The sequence below is a fragment of the Stenotrophomonas genospecies 3 genome, assembly GCF_054473855.1.
Genome location: NZ_JBTMUR010000002.1, coordinates 281,913 through 308,775, shown reverse-complemented (window position 1 = coordinate 308,775; position 26,863 = coordinate 281,913). Strand labels below are relative to the sequence as shown.

Annotated in this window: 22 protein-coding genes; 12 read left to right on the top strand and 10 right to left on the bottom strand. The window is 66.5% G+C overall.

Features of this window, described 5'->3' with window-relative positions:
• Positions 1-61 precede the first annotated feature (61 nt).
• Positions 62-1,771 (top strand): sensor domain-containing diguanylate cyclase, encoded by a 1,710-nt coding sequence (locus ACX9OT_RS03785; protein WP_459001009.1) that lies wholly within the window; start codon positions 62-64, stop codon positions 1,769-1,771.
• Positions 1,772-1,848: 77 nt separating this feature from the next.
• Here ACX9OT_RS03785 and ACX9OT_RS03780 read toward each other — a convergent pair whose 3' ends face one another.
• Positions 1,849-3,792 carry a MacB family efflux pump subunit gene (locus ACX9OT_RS03780; protein ID WP_459001007.1) on the bottom strand — a complete coding sequence of 648 codons (1,944 nt, stop codon included), beginning with the start codon at positions 3,790-3,792 and terminating at the stop codon, positions 1,849-1,851.
• 2 nt (positions 3,793-3,794) lie between these two features.
• Positions 3,795-4,976: an efflux RND transporter periplasmic adaptor subunit gene (locus ACX9OT_RS03775; protein ID WP_107432015.1), complete on the bottom strand. Its 1,182-nt coding sequence runs from the start codon at positions 4,974-4,976 to the stop codon at positions 3,795-3,797.
• A gap of 326 nt (positions 4,977-5,302) precedes the next feature.
• On the opposite strand from ACX9OT_RS03775, the gene ACX9OT_RS03770 reads away from it, so the two are divergent.
• The 4 genes from ACX9OT_RS03770 (at position 5,303) to ACX9OT_RS03755 (ending at position 8,744) form a co-directional block, all read left to right on the top strand.
• A complete protein-coding gene (locus tag ACX9OT_RS03770) occupies positions 5,303-5,779 on the top strand; it encodes a hypothetical protein (RefSeq protein WP_459001005.1) in 477 nt (158 codons plus the stop codon).
• A gap of 53 nt (positions 5,780-5,832) precedes the next feature.
• On the top strand, positions 5,833-6,549 hold the full coding sequence (locus tag ACX9OT_RS03765; RefSeq protein ID WP_459001003.1) for a response regulator: 717 nt from the start codon (positions 5,833-5,835) through the stop codon (positions 6,547-6,549).
• Between the two features lie 3 nt (positions 6,550-6,552).
• Complete coding sequence (locus ACX9OT_RS03760; protein WP_459001001.1) at positions 6,553-7,629, top strand: ATP-binding protein; 1,077 nt, start codon at positions 6,553-6,555, stop codon at positions 7,627-7,629.
• 188 nt (positions 7,630-7,817) lie between these two features.
• Positions 7,818-8,744 (top strand): ABC transporter six-transmembrane domain-containing protein, encoded by a 927-nt coding sequence (locus ACX9OT_RS03755; protein ID WP_459000999.1) that lies wholly within the window; start codon positions 7,818-7,820, stop codon positions 8,742-8,744.
• 427 nt (positions 8,745-9,171) lie between these two features.
• Here the strand turns inward: ACX9OT_RS03755 and ACX9OT_RS03750 are convergent, their stop codons facing one another.
• Positions 9,172-9,786, bottom strand: a complete 615-nt coding sequence (locus ACX9OT_RS03750) for a TetR/AcrR family transcriptional regulator (RefSeq protein ID WP_459000997.1) — start codon at positions 9,784-9,786, stop codon at positions 9,172-9,174.
• Positions 9,787-9,956: 170 nt separating this feature from the next.
• Between ACX9OT_RS03750 and ACX9OT_RS03745 the strand changes: the two genes are divergently transcribed.
• The 5 genes from ACX9OT_RS03745 (at position 9,957) to ACX9OT_RS03725 (ending at position 15,400) form a co-directional block, all read left to right on the top strand.
• Positions 9,957-10,793, top strand: a complete 837-nt coding sequence (locus tag ACX9OT_RS03745) for a siderophore-interacting protein (protein ID WP_459000995.1) — start codon at positions 9,957-9,959, stop codon at positions 10,791-10,793.
• A 195-nt stretch (positions 10,794-10,988) separates the two neighbouring features.
• Positions 10,989-13,166 (top strand): TonB-dependent receptor, encoded by a 2,178-nt coding sequence (locus ACX9OT_RS03740; protein ID WP_459000993.1) that lies wholly within the window; start codon positions 10,989-10,991, stop codon positions 13,164-13,166.
• A 52-nt stretch (positions 13,167-13,218) separates the two neighbouring features.
• Entirely contained in the window at positions 13,219-13,518 is a 300-nt protein-coding gene (locus tag ACX9OT_RS03735) for a DUF3649 domain-containing protein (RefSeq protein WP_459000991.1), read from the top strand.
• Positions 13,515-15,125, top strand: a complete 1,611-nt coding sequence (locus ACX9OT_RS03730) for a PepSY-associated TM helix domain-containing protein (protein ID WP_459000989.1) — start codon at positions 13,515-13,517, stop codon at positions 15,123-15,125. Before ACX9OT_RS03735 ends, ACX9OT_RS03730 begins: the two co-directional genes overlap by 4 nt.
• Positions 15,122-15,400: a DUF3325 domain-containing protein gene (locus ACX9OT_RS03725; protein WP_121503367.1), complete on the top strand. Its 279-nt coding sequence runs from the start codon at positions 15,122-15,124 to the stop codon at positions 15,398-15,400. The genes ACX9OT_RS03730 and ACX9OT_RS03725 overlap by 4 nt, the downstream gene beginning before the upstream one ends.
• Positions 15,401-15,618: 218 nt before the next feature.
• On the opposite strand, the gene ACX9OT_RS03720 is transcribed toward ACX9OT_RS03725, so the two are convergent.
• Together ACX9OT_RS03720 and ACX9OT_RS03715 are read right to left on the bottom strand one after the other, a co-directional pair.
• Positions 15,619-16,707 (bottom strand): DNA glycosylase AlkZ-like family protein, encoded by a 1,089-nt coding sequence (locus ACX9OT_RS03720; protein WP_458074442.1) that lies wholly within the window; start codon positions 16,705-16,707, stop codon positions 15,619-15,621.
• Positions 16,708-16,784: 77 nt separating this feature from the next.
• On the bottom strand, positions 16,785-17,369 hold the full coding sequence (locus ACX9OT_RS03715; protein WP_106468148.1) for a TetR/AcrR family transcriptional regulator: 585 nt from the start codon (positions 17,367-17,369) through the stop codon (positions 16,785-16,787).
• A gap of 239 nt (positions 17,370-17,608) precedes the next feature.
• Here ACX9OT_RS03715 and ACX9OT_RS03710 point away from each other — a divergent pair, with 239 nt between their 5' ends.
• Positions 17,609-19,804 carry a TonB-dependent receptor gene (locus tag ACX9OT_RS03710; protein WP_459000986.1) on the top strand — a complete coding sequence of 732 codons (2,196 nt, stop codon included), beginning with the start codon at positions 17,609-17,611 and terminating at the stop codon, positions 19,802-19,804.
• 157 nt (positions 19,805-19,961) lie between these two features.
• Here ACX9OT_RS03710 and ACX9OT_RS03705 read toward each other — a convergent pair whose 3' ends face one another.
• Together ACX9OT_RS03705 and ACX9OT_RS03700 are read right to left on the bottom strand one after the other, a co-directional pair.
• The gene (locus ACX9OT_RS03705) at positions 19,962-20,318 is read right to left on the bottom strand and encodes a hypothetical protein (protein ID WP_459000984.1); all 357 of its coding nucleotides are present in this window, start codon (positions 20,316-20,318) and stop codon (positions 19,962-19,964) included.
• A gap of 459 nt (positions 20,319-20,777) precedes the next feature.
• Positions 20,778-21,443: a TraX family protein gene (locus tag ACX9OT_RS03700; RefSeq protein WP_071229604.1), complete on the bottom strand. Its 666-nt coding sequence runs from the start codon at positions 21,441-21,443 to the stop codon at positions 20,778-20,780.
• 114 nt (positions 21,444-21,557) lie between these two features.
• Between ACX9OT_RS03700 and pip the strand changes: the two genes are divergently transcribed.
• Positions 21,558-22,505 carry a prolyl aminopeptidase gene (gene pip, locus ACX9OT_RS03695; RefSeq protein ID WP_459000982.1) on the top strand — a complete coding sequence of 316 codons (948 nt, stop codon included), beginning with the start codon at positions 21,558-21,560 and terminating at the stop codon, positions 22,503-22,505.
• A gap of 53 nt (positions 22,506-22,558) precedes the next feature.
• On the opposite strand, the gene ACX9OT_RS03690 is transcribed toward pip, so the two are convergent.
• The 3 genes from ACX9OT_RS03690 to ACX9OT_RS03680 form a co-directional block, all read right to left on the bottom strand.
• Positions 22,559-23,746, bottom strand: a complete 1,188-nt coding sequence (locus ACX9OT_RS03690) for a hypothetical protein (RefSeq protein WP_459000981.1) — start codon at positions 23,744-23,746, stop codon at positions 22,559-22,561.
• Positions 23,743-26,283: a TcfC E-set like domain-containing protein gene (locus ACX9OT_RS03685; protein ID WP_459000980.1), complete on the bottom strand. Its 2,541-nt coding sequence runs from the start codon at positions 26,281-26,283 to the stop codon at positions 23,743-23,745. Before ACX9OT_RS03685 ends, ACX9OT_RS03690 begins: the two co-directional genes overlap by 4 nt.
• 67 nt (positions 26,284-26,350) lie before the next feature.
• A complete protein-coding gene (locus ACX9OT_RS03680) occupies positions 26,351-26,845 on the bottom strand; it encodes a CS1 type fimbrial major subunit (protein ID WP_071229608.1) in 495 nt (164 codons plus the stop codon).
• Between the last annotated feature and the right edge of the window lie 18 nt (positions 26,846-26,863).

The following is a 26,863-nucleotide window of genomic DNA, read 5'->3' as shown; positions in this document are numbered from 1 at the left end:
CACTAGCTTAGCGCCAGACAGCCGCCGCAACCGCCCTCGCCACCCAGCCCTGAAAAGCGCCATGGACGAAGCCGAACGACTGCTCGAAATCGAACGACTGCACCTTTTGGATACGCCCCCGGAGCCGGTGTTCGATGCCATCGTCGCCGCCGCCCGCGCCGCCACCGGCATGTCCATGGCGTTGATCTCGGTGGTGGCCGACGAGCGCCAGTGGTTCAAGGCCAACATCGGGCTGGAAGGTGTCAGCGAAACCGCGCGCGAGATTTCATTCTGCACCCATGCCATACAGCAGGACACGCTGTTCGAGATTCCGGACGCGCGTCAGGACCCTCGCTTCTCTACCAATCCCCTGGTGACCGGCGGCCCGCGCATCCGTCACTACGCGGGCATCTCGCTGGGCTCGGCGCACGGCGCACGCATCGGAACACTGTGCCTGCTCGACCCGATGCCCGGCGTGCTGTCGCCTTCGCAACGCGAACTGATGGTGCATCTGGCCCGGGTCACCACCCAGGTGCTGGAGCAGCGCAGCACGCTGATGGCGCAGGTCGGCCAGGCCAAGGCCCTGCATCGCGAATTGAAGCGCAGCGAGGACTTCCTGGAGCGCACCAACCGCGCGGCCCGGGTGGGTGGCTGGGAAATGGACCTGGTCAGCAACGAGGTCCGCTGGACCCGCGAAACCAAGCAGATCCACGGCGTGCGCAGCAACTTCGAACCGACGCTCGAAACTGCGCTCTCGTTCTATCGCGAGGACAGCCGAAACATCATCCGCACGGCGGTGCAGCGTTGCATCGATGAAGGCACGTCGTGGGAGGTGCAGCTGCCGATGACCACCGCCGACGGACGAGCCATCTGGACCCGCGTGGTTGGAGGCCGGCAGCAGGTCGATGGCCGGCCGCGGCTGGTCGGGGCCATACAGGACATCACCGAGGAGCGCGCCGCGCTGGATGCACTGGAAGCAAGCGAAACCCGCTACCGGCGGTTGTTCCACTACAGCCTTGGCCTGATCTGCACCCACACGCTGGAGGGCGTGCTGACCTCGGTGAACCCAGCGGCCGTGCAGTCACTGGGCTTCGATGAGAGCTACATGATCGGGCGCAGCTTGTGCGACCTGATGCCGCCGGAGAAGCGGGCCGCGTTCAAGGCGTATCTGGAACGCATCGCAGTCAACCACACCGATGCCGGCGTCATCGAGCTGATCGCCGCCGATGGTACCCGGCATTTCTGGGCGTATCACAACGTGCTCGACAACGAGGCCACCCCACCCTACGTGCTCGGCCATGCGCAGGACGTCACCGCACTGCGGATGCAGGAACAGCAGTTGCGCGAGATGTCCTTCAAGGATCCCCTCACCCAGAGCTACAACCGCCGCTTCCTGCCCCGCCTGGACGAACTGATCGACCAGCCTTGGGCTTGCCTGATGTTCGATCTGGATCATTTCAAGCAGATCAACGACACCCAGGGCCATGCACGGGGTGACACGGTGCTGGTGGAGTTCGCCGCCTTCCTGCGCGCTCCACTGGGGTCAATGGAAAGCGTAGTGCGTATGGGTGGCGACGAGTTCATGGTGGTGCTGACTGCACCGGAACCGGGACGGCTGGCCGCGCTGGAGCAGTGGTATGCGCAGCATGCCGGGCAGTCACCCACACCCTTCTCGCTGGGCGCGACCCACCATGCACCCGGCGAGACGGTGGCCGACACCCTGCAGCGCGCCGACAGCCGTCTGTATCGCGAGCGTGCACGCGTGCGCACGCATCCGCGCCCCTCATCCTGAGGCTGCTCCTGTGGAGCCAAAGGCAACGGATCCTGCCGTTGCCTTCGGCTCCACAAATGCCCGCACCGGGCCTGCGCCTACTCCGCTGCCAGCGCCTGGATCGGATCCAGTTGTGCCGCGCTGCGCGCCGGGAAGTAGCCGAAGCCAAGCCCGATCGCAGACGAGCACGCCAGTGCAGCCAGCACCGGGCCCGCGGTGAACAGGAACGGCACACCCAGCGACAGCAGGCTGGACAGCACACCCACGCCGAATGCGAACAGCACCCCCAGCACACCACCGAACAGGCAGATCAACACCGCTTCAATCAGGAACTGGCGCAGGATGTCCCCTTGCCGCGCGCCCACCGCCAGCCGCACGCCGATCTCGCGCACGCGCTCCTTCACCGAGACCAGCATGATGTTCATCACGCCCACGCCGCCGACCACCAGCGCCACCGCCGCAATCGCCGAAACCAACGCAGCCATGGTCTGGCTGGACTTCATCACCGCCTTGCGGATCTGGTCGGCGTTGTAGATGAAGAAGTCACGACGGCCATGCAACCGCTCCAGCTCGGCTCCCAGCGAGGCTTCGGCGGCGTTGGTGGGCACGTCGTCGCGCACACGCACCGTGATGCTCTCCAGGCGCTCGCTGCCCAGCAGCCGCGAGGCCGCCGAGGTATACGGCACGTAGACCGTCGGGGTTGCACCGCCAGCGAACGCATTGGCCCCGACCACACCGATCACCTCCACCGGCATGCCGCCCAGCAGCACCGTGCTGCCGATCGGGCTGCCGCTGAACAGCGCTTTGGCCGCCTTCTGGTCGACCACGCCCACGGCACGGTGCGCATCCACTTCGGCGTCGGTGAAGAAGCGGCCGGCCTTCAACCGCAGCCCACGCACGCGCGGCATGTCGGCGCCTACGCCCAGCACTTGGGTGTTGGCACGCCGATTGCCTTGCAGCGCCGCCACCGATCCGCTCAGGTTCGGGCTCACGCTGTCCACGTAACTCAACGCCGCAAGATGGTCCGCATCGCCCACCACCAGCGTCTCGATCTCCGCCGAGCGCGGGTCACCGAAATCCGAGCCCGGGAAGATCTCCAGCGTACTGGCGCCCAGTTCGTTGATCTGTGATTCAACCTGCGCCTGTGCACCCTTGCCCAGCGCAACCACGGTCACCACGGCCGCGACGCCGATGATGATCCCGAGCATGGTCAGCAGCGTGCGCAGGCGATGGGCCAGCATCGAGCGCACGGCCATGCGCGCGGCTTCGCGAATCGCATCCATGCTTGCGCGGCGCTCGGTGACCGGCGACACGCCGCGTTCGGTCCCGGGTGTTTCAGCCACAGCACGCGATCCCCGCTCGCCGCGGTCGGTCACCACCCGGCCGTCGGCGATCTCGATCACCCGCGCCGCGTTGGCGGCAATCGCCGCATCATGCGTCACCAGGATCACCGTGTGGCCCTGTGCATGCAGGCGCTTCAGCTCGGCCATCACCTGCTGGCCACTGGCGTGATCGAGCGCGCCGGTGGGTTCATCGGCCAGCACGATCGCGCCGCCGTTCATCAGCGAACGGGCAATGGACACGCGCTGCTGCTGGCCGCCGGACAGCTGGCTCGGCCGGTTCGCCATGCGTTCGCCCAGCCCAAGTGTTTCCAGCAGCGTGCGTGCACGGGCAGTGCGCACGTCCGCCTCCACGCCGGCATAAACTGCCGGCAGCGCCACGTTCTCGGTGGCACTCAGGTTCTCCATCAGGTTGTAGCGCTGGAAGATGAAGCCGAAATGCTCGCGGCGCAGGCGTGCCAGCGCGTCCGGCGCCATCTGCTCGGTGGCCTCGCCGTTCACGCGGTAGCTGCCCTCGGTCGGCCGGTCCAGGCAGCCAAGGATGTTCATCAGCGTGGACTTGCCCGAGCCCGAGGGACCAATGATGGCGATGAACTCGCCGGCATCGACGCGCAGCGACACGTCCTTCAGCACCACCACCTCGCCGGCGGCCGAGCGATAGGCGCGCGATACGCCATGCAGTTCAAGCAGTGCGTCGGCCATGCTCACATCCCCAACAGGCTGGCGGCTTCTGGTTCAGCGCCGCTGGATGCCTGGCCGACCACCACGTTCTCGCCCTCGCGCAGGCCGGACAGGATCTGCACGGCGGTGGCGGTGCGCAGGCCGGTCGTCACCGCACGCTGCTGGGGGCGGCCCTTGGTGTCCACCACGCGCACGGTTCCACGGCTGCCGTCCTTGCCATCCGAATCGACCAGCGCCGTCAATGGCACCTGCAGCGCGTTGGCGACCCGCGCCAGCTGCAGGGTCACCTTCACCGTCATCGAGGGCTTCAGCTTCAGGCCGGGATTGGCCACGTCGAACAGGCCGGCGTAGTACACCGCCTTCGGCGTCTGCGCAGAGCCACCCGCATTGCCGGTGGCGACGTCGGCAATCGAGGACGGCGCCGGTTCCAGCTGCTGCAGGTGGGATTCATAGCGGCGGCCGCTCGGCCCCAATGTCGAGAACCACAGCGGTTGTCCCGGTGCCACCAGCTCGACATCAGCCTCGGCGATCTCGGCACGCACGGTCATTGTATCCATCTGCGCCAGCATCACGATCGTCGGCGTGGTCTGCATCGAGTTCAGCGTCTGCCCGGCCTTGGTGACAATGGCCACGATGTAGCCATCGCTGGGCGACACAATGCGGGTATAGCCCAGGTTGATCCGTGCGGTTTCGACTTGGGTCACGGCCTGGTCGATCTGCGCCTGCAGCGCGGCCACCTCCGAACGCGCCGCATCACGTGCCACGCGCGCGGCTTCGAAACCTTCCTGTGACACCAGGCGCGATGCCACCAGCTGCGACTGCCGCTGGTAAGCACGACTGGCCTGCGCATAGCGGGCCTGGCTGGCGGCATGCTGGGCGCGCAGCGTGTTGGTGGCCGCCTCGGCACTGCGCAGCGCGATACGCTGCGGCTGCGAATCGACCTCGGCGATCAGGTCACCGGCCTGTACGCGCTGGCCCAGCACCACATGCAGGCGCTTGACCTGGCCGGACACCTGCGCACCCACCGCCACCAGCTCCTTGGGATGGACCCGGCCGACCGCCTGTACGGTCTTCTCCAGATCCGCCACCCTTGCCGGCGCGGTGATCAGCGCGGCATCATCGCCGCCGGCAAACGCCCACCATCCAGCGCCGGCGGCCAATGTGGCCACAGTAGCGGCAATGATCCAGGTCCTGCGGTTGCTCATCGAAACGCCCGGCTGCGTGCAGTCGCCCAGTGCGACCGCCGAAACCGCAGTCTGGAAGCCGCGGATGGACGTTTCTTGGAGCCACTGTGGAGATTTCATGGAGGCGCGGCAGCCGTTCAGGCACCAGCCCCGCGCCTGAATGCTGCGGCCTGCGTCCACGCAATCTCGACACAATCTCGACCGAGTCTCCATCAACGGTCGCTAGCCTCGTCGGCCTCGCCGACTGCCCGCCTGCCGTGTCCCTTTCCCATCCAGACCTGCCACCCATCGATGTGCGCCGTGCCTACCTTGCGTGGTGTGCGCCTTCGCCGTGGTTGATCGCCGTCGTGTTGGCATCGACCACCAGCTGGATGCTGGCCGCGCCGGATCCGTTACCCCCGCTGCTGGCGGGCTTTGGGGCGGCCGCCCTGGTGGGGTTCCGCAGCGATGGGCCCGGTGGCACTGGCCGTTCCGGCGCACCCGCGTCGCTGGCGCTGATTGGTCTGGCGGTCTGGGCGGCAACGCACCCGGTCGCCGACGCCACCCTGCATCTGCTGCTCGCCCTAGCCACTCTCGTGGTCGTCGCCCTGCTGGCACTACGTCTGCGCGCCATCCTGGGCATGGCCTTGCGGCTGCAGGCCCGGGTAGATGCCACTCCCATGGCATCGCGCTGGAGCAAGCTGCCGGCGGCGGTGTCCACCCTGATGCTGCAGCAGCTGCGCGGCGCAGGTGCAGTGGAACCGAGTCTGCGGCGCACGCTGGTGCTGGCCACCCTGGCCTGGGCTGCCAACGAAGAGGCGCAGGACATGCAGTGCCGACGATGACCCTGCCCCAGATCCCGCCCTTGCCCACCCCTGCCCCGAACCCGCAGCACGCAATGAAACACGATCTCCGTACCCGACAGGCACCGTTGGTGCTGATTGCCGAAGATGAGGGCGAAATCGCCGACATCCTCAATGCCTATCTGGCCCGTTCCGGCCTGCGCAGCGCCCGCGCCGCCGACGGTGAGGCGGCACTCGCCAGCCACCGCCAACTGCGTCCGGACCTGGTGCTGCTGGATGTGCAGATGCCAAAACTGGATGGCTGGCAGGTGCTGAGCGAACTGCGACGGATCGGCAACACCCCGGTCATCATGCTCACTGCGCTCGACCAGGACGTGGACAAGCTGACCGGCCTGCGCGTGGGCGCCGACGACTACGTGGCCAAGCCGTTCAATCCGGCCGAGATCGTCGCCCGCATCCAGGCCGTGCTGCGCCGGAGTTCCCGGCCCCTGGTCGAAGCGCCCAACGGGCTGATCCGCCAAGGGCCCTTCGAGATCGACCTGCGCAGCCACGAGGTGACCGTGCGCCATGGCGAGCAGGTGCACGAGCTGAACTTCACCCTCACCGAGTTCCGGCTGCTGGTGCATATGGCACGCGCGCCGCGGCAGGTGCATGCGCGGGTGGATCTGCTGCATGCCTGCCTGCCCGAAGGCGATGCGCAGGAACGCACCGTCGACAGCCATGTCAGCAAACTGCGGCGCAAGCTGGAGGATGTCGGTGTGATCGGCATTCCCGCCACCATTCGCGGCGTCGGCTACCGCTTCTTGGACTGAATGATGAACCCCAAAGGCAAGAGCATCGGCCGCCAGATCACGCTGTCCATCACGGTCGCCTCGCTGTGCTCGACGGTGCTGTCGATCAGCGGCTTCTACCTGTTCTATTACCTCATGGAGGTGTTCTATCCGCGCTGGTACGACGAGCCGGAAACGATCATGCCGTCCGGGCTGGAATGGCTGTGGATCGGATTGACCGCCACCGTGGTCGTCATCTTCGCCACGCTGGTCGCCTCGCGCCTGACCCGGCGCATCATCACGCCGTTGAACTCGGTGGCCGAAAGCCTGCGCCGGGTCGCCAGTGGCGATCTGGAAGCACGTGCACGCGGTGGTGATACCACGATGGCCGAAGCGGCCACGCTGGTCAGCGATTTCAACTCCATGGCAGAACGGCTGAGCCGGATGTCCGAGAACCGGGTGTTCTGGAACGCGGCGATCGCGCATGAACTGCGCACGCCGATGACCATCCTGCGCGGCCGCCTGCAGGGCATCGCCGAAGGCGTGTTCGAGCCGGGGCCTGAGCAGTTCAACAGCATGCTCACCCAGCTGGAAGGCCTGACCCGCATCATCGAGGACCTGCGCGTGGTCAGCCTGGCCGAGAGTGGCCACCTGGATCTGCGCCTGCAGCGCAGCGATGTCAGTGTGCAGGTGGCCGCGGTGGTTGAAGCGATGTCCGAGGCACTGACCGAGAGTGGTTTCTCGGTGACATTGGACGCACGACCTTCGCTGGCCGACTGCGATCCTGCACGCATCCGCCAGGCAGTACTGGCACTGCTGGAGAACGCGCGTCGCCATGCCATTCCCTGCCCGCTGCGGGTGTACGTGACGCTGGCAGAAGGCCATTGCACCGTCACGGTGGAAGATGGCGGCCCCGGTGTGTCGGACGACCTTCGCGACAGCATCTTCGAAGCCTTCCAGCGCACGGATGTCTCGCGTTCGCGGCAGAGTGGTGGCTCCGGGCTTGGCCTGGCCGTGGTGCGTGCGATTGCCGTGGCCCATCACGGAACAGCGCTATGCCGGGCCACCGAACGTGGTGGCAGTGCCTTCGAAATCCGCTGGCCGGTGCATGCCCGCCGTTGAGGCGGTAGACACTGCCCTGGTAGCGGCCCACCTTGGTGGACATTCGCATCGCTGAACGGCGCCGGTTTCTCCACGCAATCTCCATCGTCCCTCCATGCCTTCTCCAAAGGGCTGCAGATACTGGGCGCGATCCGGGAGATGGCAGGCACCCGTCCCCTGCCCTGACTCCTACCCACCCAGGCATCCCCATGCAACCCCCACACGATCCGGCGGCCGCCGCCGGCAGCATCGGCCAGCAGAACGCGGCCGCCACTCTCAAGGCCATCCTGCGCACCTACCCCTGGCAGCTCACCGGCACCTTTTCCCTGGTGGCGCTGGAAAATGCGCTGCTGCTGGCGTATCCGCTGTTTGCCGGCTTCGCGGTGGACGCGATCATCCGCGGCAACATCGGCCACGCAATCTCCTACGCCGGCGTGGTACTGCTGTTCTGGCTGGTCGGTGCTGCCCGCCGTGCGGTCGATACCCGTACCTTCACCCGCATCTATGCCGACCTGGCGGTGAACGTGGTGCAGGCGCAGCGCAAGCTGGGCCAGGCCACCTCCACCTCGGCCGCACGCGTGGTGCTGGCCCGTGAGTTCGTCGACTTCTTCGAAAAGCACGTACCGATCATCGCCACCGCGCTCGTATCAATGTTTGGTGCGGCGGTGATGCTGCTGGTGATCGAACCGCTGGTGGGCGCCGCGAGCCTGATCGCCCTGCTCGGCGCAGTGTTGTTGATGCCGTCGTTCGCACGCCGCAACGAGCAGCTGCATGGACGCCTGAACAACCGGCTGGAACATGAGATCCGCCTGGTCGACCGGGTCAGTCCCTCGGTGCTGCGTCGCCACTACACCACGCTGTCGCGGCTGCGCATCCTGCTCTCGGACCGAGAAGCTGGGGCCTTCGTGGTGGTGGGTGCGGCGGCGGCGGTGTTGTTCGCGCTGACCATCGGCCGTCTCGCCACCACCGACGGGGTTACCCCGGGTCATGTGTATGCGGTGATGACCTATCTGTGGACGTTCGTCGGCAGCCTGGATGATGCACCGTCGATGGTGGATCAGCTGGCGCGGTTGAAGGACATCGGCCGCCGCGTCAGCCCGGGCATGGAAGACGCGGAGCACAAGGATGCCGCGTGACCGGTAGATGCCCACCTTGGTGGGCAACGATGTATCGCGGCGCCAACCAAGGTTGGCGACTACCGGGGCAACGGCGCCAACCAGGATTGGCGGTTACCTCGTGGAAGGACATCGGCCGCCGCGTCAGCCCTGGCATGGAAGATGCGGAGCACAAGGATGCCGCGTGACCGGTAGATGCCCACCTTGGTGGGCAACGATGTATAGCGGCGCCAACCAAGGTTGCCGACTACCGGCGCAACGGTGCCAACCAGGATTGGCGATTATCTAGCGGAAGGACATCGGCCGCCGCGTCAGCCCGGGCATGGAGGATGCTGAGCGCAAGGACGCCGCTTGACCGGTAGACGCCCACCTTGGTGGGCACCGACACATCGCGGGGCCAACCAAGGTTGGCGACTACCGGGGCAACGGTGCCAACCAGGATTGGCGGTTACCTCGCGCCTGCCATGCGCCCGCACATCGCCAATGCACCGATGATCAACGCTTCCATGCTGCGGTCGAACTCGGCCTCCTGCGCCTTCCGATCCAGCGGGCGTCGCGTGGTATCCACCACCGCATGCCGCGAGTACACGGTGTCGGCCAACGCCACGGCGTGATACGCCACGGTCGACAGCAGCCACGCTGCCTGCTCCAGCGGCAGATCGTGCACGCGACTGAACTCGGCATGGTGGCGCTGGATGCGGGCCAGCATCTCCGGCGTCTTCGCGCCGTGGCTGACCAAGAAGGGCGCCAGGCCCGGATTCCCGTCCACCAGCGTCCGCAGTGAACGTTGGAACGCACGCAGATCCTCCTCGATGCTGCGCCGGCCAGCGGCATCCAGTGCCGGTGCCTGCCAACGCTCGAAGATCGCCTCGGCCACCAGCTCGCGCAGTGCCGCCAGATTCGCCACATGCTTGTACAGCGCGATGTGGCTGACCCCCAGCGCCGCCGCCACGCCCACGAAGCTCAGCCCCGGCAGCGTCATGGCAATGCCGGCGTCGGCGATGCGCTCGCGGGTGATGCTGGGCGGTCGCCCACGGGCAGCGGTCTTTTTCGGTGCAGCCATGCGGTAACGGTTCCTGCGCGGTGCGCGGGCAAGGGCTGTCATGGTGGTCCGCAGCGACGCCGCGGTCAACGCGTCGCTGCGGTCCGTGGACAGGCCCCGGTTGCGGCGCGATCAATTTAGTTTACTATGATGTAACTAATTAGCATTTGCAGTGTCCAGGATCGTTGTCGATGTCCGCGTCCCCCACTTCAATCACCCCGGCCGGGCCGCTGCGCGGCGCCGACCATGATCGCGGCCTGCAGGCGCTGCAGGTCCAGGTGGTCGCGGTTGCACAGCCGTGCGCCAGCCTGCTGCGCCTCGTGGTCCAGCTGCCGGAACATGCAGAACTCGCGCCCTGGCAGCGTGCCAACACCGCCGTGCGCATCCAGCTCGGCGCCACGTTCGGCGATGTGTCACGGATCTACACCGTGCGCAGCCTCGATCCCAACACCCGCCAGTTCACCCTGGACGTAGTGCTGCACGAGGCGCCGGGGCCGATGCTGGCCTGGGTACGTGCGCTGCGCCCCGGTGATGCCTTCGTTCTGACCGGACCGCGCCCCCATCTGCAGGTACCGCAGCGCGAGGGCACCTGGGCCCTCCTGTTCGCCGACCCAAGCGCCATCCCTGCTCTGTTTGCACTGCTGCAGCAGTGGCCGGCCGACCTGCGCGCAGAGGTCTGGATCGCCTCGGATGATGCATTCCCGGTAGACGAACTGCCCGCCATTGAAGGTGTCCGCGTGCTCCGCCTCGCCACCGGTGACGTGCCGCTGCTGCAGCAGGCGCGCCAACTGCTGCCGGAACCCGGCAGCACGGTCTGGGCGGCCGGCGAGCGAGAGGAAATGCGTGCCCTGCGCCGCCACTTCATCGAAACCGTCGGCCTGCCACGCAGCGACGTTGCCGTGGCCGGCTACTGGAAACGTGGCGAGACCACCACCGAGACCGACCAGCGTCGCCGCCGCAACTACGAGCGCGTGCTGGCACGCGGCGGTGGCCTGCAGGACCTCGACGACCTCGCCGACGATATCTGATCCACCCCGCAGTATCCGCGCCCCGCGCTTCGTTCCACCCAGCCACAGATCGCCCACGCACCTCGCGTGCAGCACTGCCACACCGGCAGTGCCGTGCCCTCTGCCAGCCATTCCACAGCCCGCGTCGTCCTGCCCCTGCAGGTCACAGACGGCGCCGTGCTGGCCGATCGCACGACCCACCACACGAGAACCGCCATGTCCCTCCCCCTGCGAACCCTGCCCCTCCCACGCCGCTCGGCGCTGTCTCTGGCCGCCCGTGCGGCGTTGCTGCCCACCCTGCTGATCGCCACCGCCGCACACGCCAACGATGCACCCGATGGCGCCCGCCAGTTGCCCACCGTGAACGTGCGCGCCGACAAGACCGCACCCACCGATACCTACGCTGGCGGCCAGGTCACGCGCGGCAGCGGCGTCGGCCTGCTCGGCGAGCTCGCCTTCATGGACACGCCGTTCAACACCACCCGCTACACCGCCGAATTCATCGACAACATCCAGGCGCCGGACCTGGTGCGGGTCATCGCACTGACCGACCCCAGCGTCTACAACAGTGGCTCCAGTGGTGGCATCACCGACTACTTCAACATCCGCGGTTTCGGTGTCGCCTCGTCGGATATCGGCTTTGGTGGCCTGTACGGGCTGATCCCCTACTACCGCGTCACTCCCGAACTGGCCGAGAGCATCGAAGTGCTGAAGGGCCCGTCCGCGCTGCTCAACGGCATGCCGCCCGGTGGCTCGGTGGGCGGTGCGGTTAACGTGGTACCCAAGCGTGCAGGCGACACACCGCTGACCCGCTTCACCGCCAGCTACGGCAGCGACGCGCAGTGGCGCGGTCACCTGGATGTCGGCCGCCGCTTCGGCGCGGACAAGCAGTTCGGCGTACGCCTCAATGCCGTGCATCGCGACGGCGACACCGCCACCGACCACCAGCAGCACAAGACGCAGCTCGCATCGCTCGGCCTGGACTGGCGTGGTGAGCGCTCGCAGGTGTCGCTGGACCTGTTCAGCAGCCGCGACCATGTGGATGGCCTCAACCGTGGCGTCTCGCTGGCGCCCGGCCTGGCCGTGCCCCGCCCGCCGAAAGCCAGCACCCTGTTTGCACCGGACTGGACCTTCAGCACCGTCAAGGACCAGGCCGCCGCACTGCGCTGGTCGTTCGACATCAATGACCACCTGCAGGCGCATGCCAGCTACGGCCACGGCCATACCGATTTCGACTCCATCGCCAGTGCCACCACGCTGATCACCAACACCGCCGGCGACTTCCGCAACAACTTCGCCCACCAGCGCTTCATCTACAGCAAGGACACCGCCGAAGCCGGATTGTCGGCGCGTTTCCGCACCGGCGCGGTCGATCATGCGCTGGCGATCAGTGCGGCCTGGTACCAGCACGACCAGAAGTTCGGCTTCAAGCGCAACCTGCTGGCCCGCGATTGGGTAACCAATATCTACAACCCGCAGTGGGGCCCTGCCATCGACCGCAGCTTCAGTGATGCGTCGCTGCCGAAGACCGCGGAAGTGCGCACCACCAGCTTCGGCATCGCCGATACGCTGTCCTTCATCGATGATCGTGTGCAGCTGACCCTGGGCCTCCGTCACCAGACCGTGCTCAGCGATACATTCGATGGCGGCACAGGCAAGCGCACCGCACGCTACGACGCCAGCGCCAACACCCCGGCCGGTGCACTGCTGTTCAAGGCCAGCGACCGCCTGTCACTGTATGCCAATTACATCGAAGGCCTGAGCCAGGGCAGCACCGCCCCGGCAACCGCCGCCAATGCTGGCGACGTGTTCCCGCCCTACAAGACCCGCCAGCGCGAGGCCGGTGCCAAGTTCGACTTCGGTCGCCTGGCCAGTGTGTTGAGCGTGTACGAGATCGAGAAGCCCGGCTCCTATACCGACCCGACCACCAACGTGTTCTCGTTCGGCGGGCAGCAGCGTAACCGAGGCGTGGAATGGACCGTGTTCGGCCAGGCCACCGAACAGCTGCGCGTGCTCGGTGGCATCGGCTGGCTGCAGCCGAAGCTGACCCGTACCCAGGGCGGTATCAACGAAGGCCGCCTGGCGACGGCCACACCGCAATGGCAGGGCAAGCTGGGCGTCGAATGGGATGTGCCGACCGTGGCCGGCCTCACCCTCACCGGCAACGCGGTCAGCCTGTCCAAGGGCTACATCACTGCTGACAACAGCCAGTGGGTGGCGGGCCGCACCGTATTCGATCTCGGTGCCCGCTATGCGACGCAAGCGGCCGGCCATCCGCTGGTACTGCGTGCCACCGTGCAGAACGTGACCAACAAGGCGTACTGGGCCGGCAGCCTCGGCTCCGGGCTGGGCACGCCGCGCACCGCCCTGCTGTCGGCCACCGTCGATTTCTGATCCTCGTTTCAAGGGCGCCACGCCATTGCGCGTGGTGTCCTGGAGAAGTGCTTTGACCGTTTCCCGTACCGCCTCCGTGCTGACCTGGCTGCCCCTGGTCTCACGCATCATCGCCGCGTTGTTCGGCGGCTATGTGCTGGCCGCACTGTGCAGCATCGCGGCACTGGCGCTGCCCATTGATGGTCGCCAGGCCGTGTTCACCGGCATGCTGGCCAGCTTCCTGCTGTACGCCGGCGCCGTGGTCTGGGTGTTCGCGGTGCGCTCGGCGTGGCGCGCGTGGCTGGGCCTGATCGTCGCCGCGCTTCCGCTGTGGCTGGTTGCACAGATGGTCGGCAACGGAGGCGCTGCATGAGCACGGTCGATCGCACTCCCAAGCCACGCGGCATCCGCCAGACCATGTCCGACCTGCATATCTGGGTCGGGCTGCTGGCCGGCTGGATACTGTACGCGATGTTCCTCACTGGCACTGCCAGCTACTTCCGCGACGAGCTCTCGCGCTACACCCGCCCGGAAATCGCCACACCGTCCACGTTGCCGGACGCCGCCACGGTCGCGCAGCGTACCGTCACGGCGATCATGGCCGACACGCCTGCGGCCAGCCAGATCAACCTGGGCCTGCCGAGCACGCGCATGCCGTGGGTGTCGGCGATGTGGGCCAGCCCGGGTGGAAGAGGCCGACATGGTTTCGACTCGGGCCTGTTCGACGCCAGCACCGGCGCGCCGCTGCAGGCACGCGACACCGGCGGCGGCGACTTCTTCTACGCCTTCCACTTCAACCTGCACTACATGCCGGCCATGTGGGGCCGCTGGATCGTCGGCCTGTGTGCGATGTTCATGCTGGTGGCCATCGTCAGCGGCGTGATCACCCACAAGAAGATCTTCGCCGACTTCTTCACCTTCCGCTGGGGCAAGGGCCAGCGCTCATGGCTGGATGGGCACGCGGCGCTGTCGGTGCTCGGGCTGCCTTTCCATTTCATGATCACCTGGAGCGGGCTGGTGATGCTGGCGGTGCTGTACATGCCGTGGGGCCTGGCCAAACTGCCGGACAAGCGCCAGCAGGCCGAGGTGGTCAGCGAGATGCGCCTGTTCCTGCCACCGCAGAAGGCCGCGGGGCACACCGCTCCACTTACTGACATTGGCGCACTGGTGCGGCAGGCCGAGCAGCGCTGGGGAGCCGGCGCGGTGGGCAGCGTGCAGGTGCAGAACCCGGGCGATGAGAACGCGCGTGTCGCTGTTGTACGCGCGCAGTCCAGCCGCGTTTCGACCACGCCGAACTATCTGCTGTTCGACGGCAGCGGTGGGCAGCTGCTGCAGGTCAAGGAACACTCGGGCGTTGCCGCCGATACCCAGGGCGTGCTGTATGGCCTGCACCTGGGACGCTTTGCCGACGCTGCGCTGCGCTGGCTGTACTTCATCGTCAGCCTGGCCGGCACGGCCATGGTCGGCACTGGGCTGGTGCTGTGGACGGTGAAGCGCCGTGCGCAGCTGCCCGATCCGCAACGACCGTACTTCGGCTTCCGTCTTGTCGAGCGACTCAACATTGCCACGGTCGCCGGCCTGTCGGTGGCGATGACCGCCTACCTGTGGGCGAACCGCCTGCTGCCCGTTGCCATGGACGCGCGCGCGGCGTGGGAGGTGCATGTGTTCTTCCTGGTCTGGGCGGGCATGTTCGTGCATGCAACGCTGCGCACACCGAAGCGCGCATGGATCGAACAGTTCCTGCTGGCGGCGTTGCTGCTGGCGCTGCTGCCGGTGCTGACCGCGGTGACCACGCCGCATCCGCTGTGGCGCACGCTGGCCTCGGGCGATTGGGCGTTCGCAGGGACCGACCTGACCCTGCTGGCATTGGCCGCCCTGCACATACTTCTGGCCTGGCGCACCTGGCGGCATGCGCCGAAGGTGAAACGCGCCCGGCCGTCTGCCGCGTCACGCACTGCGGCACCGGAGGCCAGCGCATGATCCACGTCATTCTGTTCGTGTTGTCGCTGGCCGCGTTCGCCTGCCTGGCACTGGCGATGGAGCGTCATCAGCGGGACGTATTGCGTCGTGTGCTGAGCGCGCAGGCAACCCAGCAGCTGCGCGCGATTGGCTGGGCGCTGCTGGTGTTCAGTACCGTGTTTGCCATGCGCGGGTTGGGCGTGGGTTTCGGTCTGGCTGCGCTGTCCGGTCACACCAGCGTTGCCGCGGGCGTGGTGGTGTTGGCGATGGTGGTGCATGGGCGGTGGAATCGGTAGATGCCCGCCTTGGTGGGCATTGATGAAAGCGACGCCAACCAAGGTTGGCGACTACCGGGCTTGAGCGGCGCGGCTTTGGTAGCTGCCCACCTTGGTGGGCAACGATGGAAGCCAGCGCCAACCAAGGTTGGCGACTACCGGGCCTGAGCGGCGCTGCTTTGGTAGCTGCCCACCTTGGTGGGCACCGGGAGCGATAGGTGCCAATTCGCCGCTCGGCTCTACAGAAAAGCTGCCATGCGCTGCAGCTCATCTTCCAACGCGCCACGAAATACCTTGTCGCGGGCCAGTGACTTGCCGGCGTAGCCCACGCTGGACGCCAGTTCACCGTCTCGCACGCTGAGATTGGCCCAGCCCACTACCCGGTCGTGCCACAGCACCGGCAGTGCGTAGTAGCCGTACTGGCGCTTCGGCGCAGGCGTATACGCCTCGAACTTGTAGACCCAGCCCCACAGCAGCTCGAAGCGGCGGCGGTCCCACACCACCGGGTCGAACGGGGCCAGCAGCCGCACCTGTTCGTCCGGCGCATGCCGGCGCGAGCGCGGGTTCTCGTAGGCAGGCCAGTACCAGGTGGTGCCCTCCAACGTACAGCTGGCCAGCTTCTGCTTGGCCAGATTCAACGCCTGCCGGGTCTGCTCGGCCAGATGCGGTGCACCGTAGCCCAGCAGGCGCACCAGGTAGGTCAGGCTGGCCGATGGCAGTGGCGCGTACTTGCGCACCACCAGGTCAATCAGGGCGGCGGCGCGTTCAATCTGTGCCTGCTCGCTGGCATCGACTTCCGCGTGGTCGGCCACCGCGTAGATGCGCGTACCGCTGTCGCGCCGCTGCACGCGCAGCAGGCCACGGTAATGCATGCCATCCAGCAGGTGCGTGCTGGCATTGCTGGTGCCGCCCCAGTAGTTGGTCACCCGGCCATGCGCGAACGCCTGGTCGACCTCGCGTGGGTGCACGCTGCCGCGCTCGCGCACGAAAGCCAGCACGTCCGCCGCGCGGCGCTGGGTCTCGGTGTCCCATTCGCGCTTGGACACGCGCGGGTGCATCAGCGCCAGATGTTCGCGCGGCAGGAAGCCGTAGTTCACCAGGCAATCCTCTTCCACTGGCAGGCGCGCATAACGCCGCTCCAGATCACCGGCACGGTAGTCCTTCACCCGATGGCGCAGGGTCAGGTCCTGCGCACGCGCGGGCGCACGGATCGGATCGGCCTGCACGAAGCCCAGGCGACGGATCGCGGTCAGCAGCGTGGTGGGCTTGAACAGCGTGCGCGCCACCGCGTGGCGGCGCAGATCATCGAGGGTGGGCGTGGCAGGCATGGCCGCATTGTAGATCCACGCCATGCATGGAGGGGGCCGTGGCGAACCGTGCAACCGCATCCACGCATGGCGTGGATCTACCGAAGTTCCAACACCTCCAGCGAACCGATCACCAGCGCACGCATGCCCTGCTTGAACTCGGTGATCACCTGGCCCTCTTCGTCGTCGGCAATCCCGTAGACCGTGTCCGCACCGGCAATGCAGTAGAAAGCAATCGTGGCCAGCAGCCAGCGCGCCTTGTCCAGCGGCAGGCCGAACACCTCGGCCACATGGGCTTGGTGCGAGGCGATCTTCTCCAGCATCGGCGTGGTTGCCACCGAACGGCGCAACAGGTACGGCGGTAGTCCGGGGTGCGCTTTCACCACCTCGCACAGCGATTCCACGAACCCCAGCAGGTAAGCCTGCAGCCCGCCCGGTGCATCGGCCGACGCGCGCGGAATCTGCCAGCGCTGGAACACCGTATCGGCCACCAGACGCTTCAAGGCCTCCAGGTTGGCCACACGCTTGTAGAGCGCGGCCTGGGTCACCGCCAGTTCGGCGGCCACGTTGGCCATGGTCAGGTTCGGCAGGCCCAACGTGATGCCGATGTCGGCCAAGCGATCGGGGGTGATGGTGGGCGGACGGCCACGGGCCGACGCCGGGGTTTCAGGGTGCATGTTCATACCGTAGTGAGGGTGCCAGCAAAGGGACCCTCTTGTCCGCTTCATATGGTTTAGTTTAATTTACTCAACTAATTCGGAATGCGTGTGGTTCGCAACCCCGCCGCCGTCCGCAATCGAGCCCATGGCTCACTTCCCGCCAGGTCCCCACCCAGCCGACAACCCTGCGCCGCGCCCTCCCCCGTGCTTGCCGTCGGCAGCGCGCCAGGCGCGCTCGCACCTGCGATTCACAGGAACCTGGCATGACCGTGTACCACCTTTCCTCCCCGCTGCAGCGTGCAGCGGCCGCCGCGACCCGCGTGCATCCGCATCCGCCGATGGCCCGGCGCTACCGGGTGTCGGCCCTCGCGCTGGGGCTGCTGGCATCGTCTGCCGCGCTGGCCGACTCCGCACCATCCACCCTGCCCTCTGTGCAGGTGCAGGAACAGCGCCGGGTCACTGCAGACTATGCGGGCGGCCAGGTGGCCGCCGGCAGCCGCGTCGGCCTGCTTGGCGACAAGGACTTCATGGACACGCCGTTCAGTACGGTCAGCTACACCGAAGCCTTCATCCGCGACCGTCAGGCCAAGGACCTCACCGACGTCATTGCCGCCACCGACCCCACGGTGTTCAGCAACGGCGTCACCGGCGCCTGGAGCGAGAACTACGCCATCCGCGGCTTCGCCTCCAGCACCAGCGATACCACCTTCAACGGCCTCAACGGCATGGCGCCGTACTACCGCACCTCGCCGGAAATGTTCGAGCGCATCGAGGTGCTGAAGGGCCCGTCCGCTCTGCTCAACGGCATGCCGCCGGGCGGCTCGGTCGGTGGCAGCGTCAACCTGGTGCCCAAGCGTGCCGGCGATCAGCCGCTGCTACGCGTCAGTGCCAACTTCGCCTCCGATGCGCAGTTCGGCACCCATGTGGATGTGGGCCGCCGCCTGGGCGCCGACAAGCAGTTCGGCATCCGCTTCAACGGCGCGTACCGTGATGGTGATGGCGCCGTGGGCAAGCAGAGCAAGAAGGTACAGCTAGGTTCGCTGGCATTGGACTGGCGCGGCGAACGTGCGCGGCTGTCGGCCGATCTTTACAGCGCCGACGACCGCGTGGACGGCCCGGCGCGTGGCGTCGGTCTGGCACCGGGCGTGGCGATTCCGCGACCGCCGCGTGGCGACACCCTGATCAACCCGGATTGGGCCTACGTGGACAGCCAGGACAAGGGCGCGATGCTGCGTGGCGAGCTGGACATCAACGAACACCTGATGGCCTACCTGGCCTACGGCACCAGCAAGACCGACTACCGCTACAACGGTTCGATCAGTGCGCAGATCCTCAACCCGGCCGGTGACTTCACTACCGTGATCGGCCAGCTGGCGTTCGACATCAAGAAGCAGTCCGGTGACGCTGGCCTGCGCGGCAGCTTCCGTACCGGCAGCGTCGGCCACCAGTGGGCTGCCAACGTGACCCATTACCAGCACACCCAGAACGACTACGGCCGCCGCAGCGTGCCGGGCTGGGACTGGACCACGAACCTGTACAACCCGGTGTGGGGCCCGGCGGCGCCGTTCGTGGCACCGCATATCTCGCACACCGAGCTGCGGCTGGACAGCCTCGGCTTCGCCGATACCCTGTCCTTCGCCGAGGACCGCGTGCAGTTGACCGTAGGCGTGCGCCGCCAGCAGGTGGTCAGCGAGACCTTCAATGTCGCCAGCGGTGCACGCACCTCACGCTACGACGAGAGCGCCACTACGCCGGCAGCGGCCCTGCTGGTGAAGGCCACCGACACGGTCTCCCTCTACACCAACTACATCGAAGGCCTCAGCCAGGGCGCCACCGCGCCGATGACCGCCGCCAATGCCGGCGATGTGTTCGCACCCTTCCGCACCAAGCAGAAGGAGCTGGGTCTGAAGCTGGACCTCGGCAGCTTCGCGCACACGTTCAGCGTGTACGAGATCAAGCGCCCGAGCAGCTACACCGACCCGGTCACGAATATCTTCTCGTTCGGTGGCGAACAGCGGAACCGTGGCGTGGAATGGGGCTTCTTCGGCTCACCACTGGATGGCGTGCGCCTCCTCGGTGGCGTGGCCTATGTAGAGCCGAAGCTGACCCGCACAGCAGGCGGTGTGAATGAGGGGCGCATCGCCACTGCCGTAGCGCAACGGCAGGCCAAGCTGGGTGTGGAATGGGATGTGCCGACCTTGCAGGGCCTCACCTTGACCGGCAATGCCACCGCGATGTCGAAGCAGTACATCAGTGCCGACAACAGCCTGTCTGTGCCGGGGCGCACGTTGTTTGATGTGGGTGCGCGTTACAACACCACGATGGCCGGACGACCACTTTCCTTGCGCGCCAGCGTGAACAACGTGACCAACAAGGCGTACTGGGGCATGCCGTTGCTTTCCAGCCTGGCGCTGGGCGCACCGAGGACGGTGTTGTTGTCGGCCACGATGGATTTCTGAACCGGGCGGCCTCCGCGCCAGACATGCATCACCTGTAGAGTCGAGCCATGCTCGACTCGCTTCATCAGTAGAGCCAGGCCATGCCTGGCTGCCGCCATGTTGATCCGCCAAAAGCATCCACGCATGGCGTGGATCTACTGAACCTCGGCCTACCCTTTCATTCCGGATGCAGGCGATAGATGGCATGACTGGCCAATGCCAGCGCGGCCAGCTTCAACCCTTCCATCACGCGGTCGCCGACGTAGTGTTCCGGGCCGCCATTCTGGCGGGCGCGTTCGGCCGCCAGAAGGATTTCCTGCACGATGCGCAGCCCGGCCAGCGCACCATCGGCATCGGCCAATGCCATGCATCGGCCCGGCAGTTGATGGCGCTCGGGCCAGGGCTGGCCGTCAGAAGCCGCGCCCAGCCCGATGCGATGCAGCAGGGCCGTCAGGTTGTTGGGATCGGGCGGGATGTCGTGCCCTTCATCGGCATTGGCCGGGGCGCGCTGATGGGGGAACTCCGATGCGTTCATGGCAGGTCTCCGTGCAAGGCATGCGGGACCACCGCCCTTAACAAAGGCGGCGGACGGTGCGTGGCTGGAATCCGGTGGTTGCGTGAAGACAGTCCGGTAGGCACGCTTGCGCGCACCTCCACGCACCGCCCGCCATAAGGCGCGGACGGGTTGTCAGCCGGCGCCGCACAAGGCGACGCCGGCTGACAAGCGCGAACAACACAACCAACGGGGATTCCAGCCCCCGGCCATCCTTTGTCGATGGCAACTCATCATGTGCACAACAGGGTGGCAGGCGCCAACAACCCAAGTGCAAAGACAGCAACGTTCACGCAGTGGCAGCATTGTCGCATATCGACAATCGCGCCGAAAATTCAATAACTTGCACCATGCCGGTGGCGGCATGCTTCACCCGCATCGGCACCGCGCATTCCTTGACCGCATCCGGCATTCAGGACATGCCACATGCCAGTTCCGACATTACGTAAGCAGATGGGCAATCAACGCCAGCACCGCCAGATGGCCCACGTAGTACCCGTAGAACGCCCACCGCCAGCGCGGCAGTTGCCACGGCACCCGCGCCGCCAACAGCACCACCGGAACGGCCAGCAATGCCCAGCCGTTGTGGTTGGCCCAGCACACCGCTGCAAGCCCAACCAGCAACAGCCACCACGCCCGGTGCCGGAACGCGATCCAGGCCAGCAGCACGCTGCCGACACCGGCCCACTGGTAATCCACGAACATCGGCAGCACGCCGGCGGCCAGCAGCAGCTGCGCCGGCCGATTGTTCGCCAGCGCATGCACGGCCACTGCGGCAAAAGCAAAGGTGAGCAGGATGTTGAGCGGCAGCCAGTCGCCGAAGGCCCATGCGTGCAGCGGCTGTGCGATGACGCCCCATACGGCCAGGCGACGGATCGACTTGCGCAGGTCCGCCCCCGGCTGGGCGAGGTTGCAGGCCATCACCAGCGCGAACAGCGGGAACGCGATGCGCCCCAGTTCGCTTATGACCGGCAGGTAGCCGCCGTAGACCACTTTTGCCGCGTGGTCGCCGGTCATGGTCAGCAGTGCGATCCATTTCAGCAGCTCGCGTGCGCCGCTGCTGAGGCTGGGGTCGGGCGTGGACATCCCTGTCGTGGTCGCTTGCATCGCGGAAGCTTATGCGCATCGGCCAGCCCATTTCCAGCACCGCGAAAGCATGTGCCACTGCAGGCAGCGGGCGGCGGCGCTATGCTGGCCGCCCCTGCTTGTGAGACACGCCCCATGCGCACCCTCTACCCCGCCATCGAGCCCTACCGCGAGTTCACCCTGCCGGTGAGCGATCTGCACACTCTGCATATCGAAGAGTGCGGCAGGCCCGAGGGCATCCCGGTGGTGTACCTGCATGGCGGCCCCGGCGCCGGTATCTCGCCCACCCACCGCCGCTTCTTCGACCCGGCGCGCTATCGCATCGTGCTGATCGACCAACGTGGCAGCGGTCGCTCCATTCCGTTCGGCGAGCTGCGCGACAACACCACGCAGGACCTGGTGGCCGACATCGAGAAGGTGCGCGAGCACCTGGGCATCGAGCGCTGGCTGGTTTACGGCGGCTCCTGGGGTTCGACCCTGTCATTGGCGTACGCGCAGGCGCACCCAGAGCGTGCCACCGGCCTGATCGTGCGTGGCGTGTTCCTTGGCCGCGAGATGGAGAACCGCTGGTTCGCCGAGGCCAACGGCGGTGCACGCTGGATCTTCCCGGAACGCTGGGACCGCTACGAGGCCTATATCCCGGAGGTCGAGCGCGGTGACATGCTCGCGGCCTACTGGGCACGCCTGGACAGCGCCGATGAGGCCACCCGCATCGCGGCCGCGCAGGCCTGGCTGGGCTGGGAAGACAATGCAGCGACCCTGCAGCACGACGTGGATGCCGTGTCCACGGATGACCCGCTGGATACGCTGGCCAAGGCCCGCATCGAAGCGCACTACTTCCGCAACGGCATCTTCCTGGAACCGGACCAGCTGCTGCGCGACATCGATCGCATTCGCCATCTCCCCGGCGTGATCGTGCAGGGCCGCTACGACATCATCTGCCCGCCGCGCAGCGCCTGGGACCTGGCCAAGGCCTGGCCGGAGGCCACGCTGGAGATGGTGACCTCCGGCCACAGCGCGAACGAGCCTGCGACGGTGGATGCGCTGGTGCGCGCCACGGATGCGTTCGCCGACCGTTTCTGAAGGCACGAGGTAGTGCCGGCCGCTGGCCGGCATCCCAGCGCTCTGCCCACCTGTCACGGATTGGCATCGAACACCACCGTCATGTTGCCCTGCCAATGCGAGCCGGGCGACTTCAGCATCTCCGTCACCGCCTCGCGGCCCGCGGTAAATCGAAGCGTCGAACGCCGCTGCATCAGATAGCCATCCGGGGTGAAGCGTGGCGCCCGCGCATCATCCGGCAGTAGCGCTGTGTTCTGCGCAGGCCGTCCATCGCGCACATTGCTCATTCCCGGAATGGTGACGTCAACGTCCACCGGTACCAGCTCATCATTGGCGGCATTCTGAATCCCGCAACGATCATCTACCTCATACTCACATCGCAGCTTCATGCTGAAGTCCATCGACGAGGTCAGGTTGAAAGGGAGCTCCTGATGCAATCGTCTCGGCACCAGACCGTAGTCGATCCATTGAGACCAGCCTCCATCAGGCACAAGTCGTGCGGTGGGAGACTCGCTGGAGAACATCACCTCAAAGTCATGAATCACGTCGAACACGAAGTTCATTCGGATGCTGCTGGTGCCAGTGATGTTGTCACCGAGGTCGATATCGGCGTCCAAACCACCTGTCGACCAACTCTCGGAAGCCTCATAGCGTCCATTCAACAACGTGGTCGCACGTGGCAACTCCACCTCGATGCCAATGCCAACATTGCGATACCTGTAGGTTCGCGAGTTTCGAGGCCTGTTGCTGAAGCATTCCTTCGGTTCCGAAGGATCTCTCACGCCCCAACCGCCGTTTGACCAGCCGAGCCCACCACCACCGCGAATTGCCGTGCAGCCACCGCTGATTCCGTAGTACCAGGGGTCCACGCCATTGGTAAAGTCAAGTCGGAGCGCGATAGCCGCGAAGCTGATCTTGGCTGGGAATGAACGTCCTGTAGCTACTTCGGTCAAGTTTATGATGCGTGGATTTGGGAAACGCACGTATGTCGTGTCACGACGCGAGGCATTGTCCCCATCGCCGGATTTTCTCCAGAATTCACCGCCTCCGACGTTGAAGATGTAGGCTCCTTTCTTGTCACATTCTTCAGGTCTCCAGTTGCAGAAGCTGCCCCTCGGGGTCGTGTTCTCGAATTCGCTGTTTCCGGGATTCAGCGCACTCGGCCTGAATCGCCCGGTCACCTTCACCTCAGCGACTTGCGCCAAGGCGGGTCCTGAGACCAGAAACATCAGCAGCGCGAAACACAGTCGAAGCAGTTTCATTCCCTCCCTCCTACGATTCGCGGCCCCACCTGCCCACGCGAGACCACCGCTGCAGGACAGCCCAAGCTGCCCACCATCAGCACATCGCTCTCGCGCGGATACCGTCCCTCTTCCATCGTCAGCACGCAACTGACCAGGTTCGGGTAGCGCAGCTCCACCACCGGCGCCCGTGCACTCAGCTCCAGCGTGAAGAAGCCTTCCTCCTGGCTGACGCTGCGCCCGGCGTGGTTGATCACCTGCACACCGCGCACGCCGTCGCCATCCGCATCGAGCACCTGGCCCATCACGGTGATGGTGCGAAGTACATCCACGGTGGCGTGCATCACGCCACCTTTGTTGAGGTGGTAGCTGACCGTGGACGGCTGCAACGCAGCAGCGGGTGCGTACCGGCCCTGGAAGTCGAACTGCACGTGGCCCGCGCGGTAGGCAGTCACCGGCACGAAGTTGCGCCCGGACTTCAGTTCCACGCCTCCGCCCCGGCTGTCGTCGCCGCGCAGCATCACGTCGGGGTAGTCGCTGCGCACGTCGACGATGATGCCGGTATCCACGCTGCCACTGCGGCCTTGACCAAGCACCGCGGCATGGCCACCGCCGATCACAAGCGTGCTGTCCAGATTGGTGCTCCCACTGACGTGGCCCGAGCCCGCGCCACGGTACAGCTGCACATCACCTTCCAGCCGCGAACTCTGCAGGTAGGCACCGGCGCCTGCGCCAACGCCGCCGCGCTCGGCGCTGATCATGCCGTTCACGCTCTGCACAAGCTTGCCATCCACGCGCTGTGTCGCCGCCGCGCTGACATAGGTGTCGCGCTGGCCGGCTTCGCCAGTGCGGCTGCCCAGGCTGCCGCTGTAGCTGCGACGCTCGCTGCCCAGCGATACGCTGACCGTCAGGTCGACACCTCGCTGGCGGCGGTAGCGGGTGAAGCGGCCGCCAGGGCGATCGTAGGCCGAGACCCGCCAGTTCACATCGTGCTTGCCAAACACGGTCTCGCGACGGCCATAAGACACATCGATGCCGTTGCCTTTGGTGAAGCCCGAGCTGCGCGCTACCCGCACGCTGGCGTTGTCGCGATGACTCAAGCGATGGGTGATCGACACGGCAGTTGTGTCCTGCCAGCTCCCGCGGGTTACCCAACGCGGTGCGGAGCCGTCACCGGGCAGGACGCGCTGGCGCTGCTCGGCCCAGCTGCGAGCATGGTTGGCCACTACCGACCCGGCGCGGTAGCGGTACAACCCCTGCAGGTCGACGCCGCGCCCGGCATCACTGGAGGTGTAGACATTGGTGTAGGTGCTGAAGCGGTCGCTGGCCTGCCAGTCCATCGACAGCCCCGCCGCGCGGCGCGTGCCGATCTGCTGCACGGTGGCACCGGCCACCGCCCGCGGGTGCACCAGGTAATTGACCACCGCACCCGCGACCAGCCTGCCCTCCTGCAGTGCACGACCGCTATCGAGCAGGCCACGCTGTTGGCCGGCGAACACGCTGTAGCGCCATCGGCGTGTGGGGTCGCTCCAGCGACTGGGCTTGTGGATCGACGCGGTCTCACGCGAGGCCTCGTGGCCATCCTCGATGACCCGCAGTTCCACGTCGTAGATGCCACCGGGAAGACGGCGGGTGTCGATCTCCTGGATGCCCGGCTTGACGGCCTGCGTGGACAGCAGGTTGCCGTCGCGCAGGATCTCCACCACGCCTTCGCGGCTGGCAGTGACATAGACCGGGTACACACTGGGGCTGCGCCTGTCGGCCAGCAGTACGTCCGACGAGCCGAGCATGAAGCCCAGCGCAGTATCGTTCTGCGTGCCGGGTGCGCGCGGCTGGCGGATGATGCCTTCGAAGGTGGGCAGGAAGTAGCCCGCACGCACGAAGTGGTCGCCCAGCTCGCGTTGGGTATACAGGGCACTGAGATAGTGCTCGCGGCTGCCCGGCTGGGCGTAATACTGGTAGCTGCCGACAGTGCTCCAGCGGCCAACACTGCCACGCAGCTCGGCGCTGTAGCGTGCGGACGTCTGTTGCTCCTGGCCGCCATGTACGGCCACGCTGTTGCGGACGATCAGTCCATGGCTGCCGCGCTCCGGCAGCGCCACGTGGCGACCTTCCTTGTGCGCACCTGCTTGAGTCAGCAGGCTGAGCAGGGAATTGGACAGGCTGTAATGCAGCGCAGCCAGGCCCCGGCATTGCTGGCTGCACACGCCCAGCGCCATCGGCTCGGCCAGCGCCTCGACCCAGCGCGTCCGCTCCGTCTGCGGAAGCGGGCTGTCATGGGCTTCGCCAAAGCCGATCAGCTGCACACGATTGTCTTCGTGCAGCAGCACCTCGGCGTCCCCCAGGTAGCGACCGTCCAGCTCCACCCGCACGGTGAGCGGATTGCCGAACAGATGCTCGCGGAACTCCGCAGGCATGCGCTCGCGCTGCTCCAGCAGGCTGGGCAGCTCACCCAGCGCAAGACCGGCGGCATGGCTGGACGCGGCAAACACCACGGCGCCGATGCCAGCAGCCAATCGCGCAAGGGCCGGAGATGCGGGACGGAGGGGTCGTTTCATGGGCGGATGCCCGTGCCCTCCCGCTGCATCGGCGATGCGGCAGGAAGGGCACGAAGCTGCATGATCGTCAGATGTCGCTCTCGAAGATCATGTGGAACTGGCCGCCGTAGCTGCCCTGCTTGTAGCCACCGCTCGGCGCGGTCGGGGCAATGGCGAAGGCCAGTGACTTGCCGGCGGCCGCCTGGGTGGCATTGGCCACTTCGATCTTCGCGGCCGAGGTGGGCGGCACCACCACGTTGTCCAACTTCACTGCCAGGTCGACCACATCGGCGGCCGATGCCATCTGCGCCGGTGCCGACAGATAGGCACTGATCGCCGCCGGCGACTTGATGTTGATGACGCGGCCGGTCAGATCGCTCAGGGTCTGGCGCGCGGTATCCCACGGCAGGTTCTGCGGCAGGCCTTCCCAACCATCGGGGGTGGACACCTGCAGGCCGGCGCTGTTCGGTACGTCGGCGGTGACATTGATAGTGATGGACTTGGTTTCGGTAGCGGCCAGGGCAACGGCCGGGGTGATCAGCAGGGCGGTGGCCGCTGCCAGCAGGGTGGTCTTCAGGGACATGGATGCACTCCAGGTTCA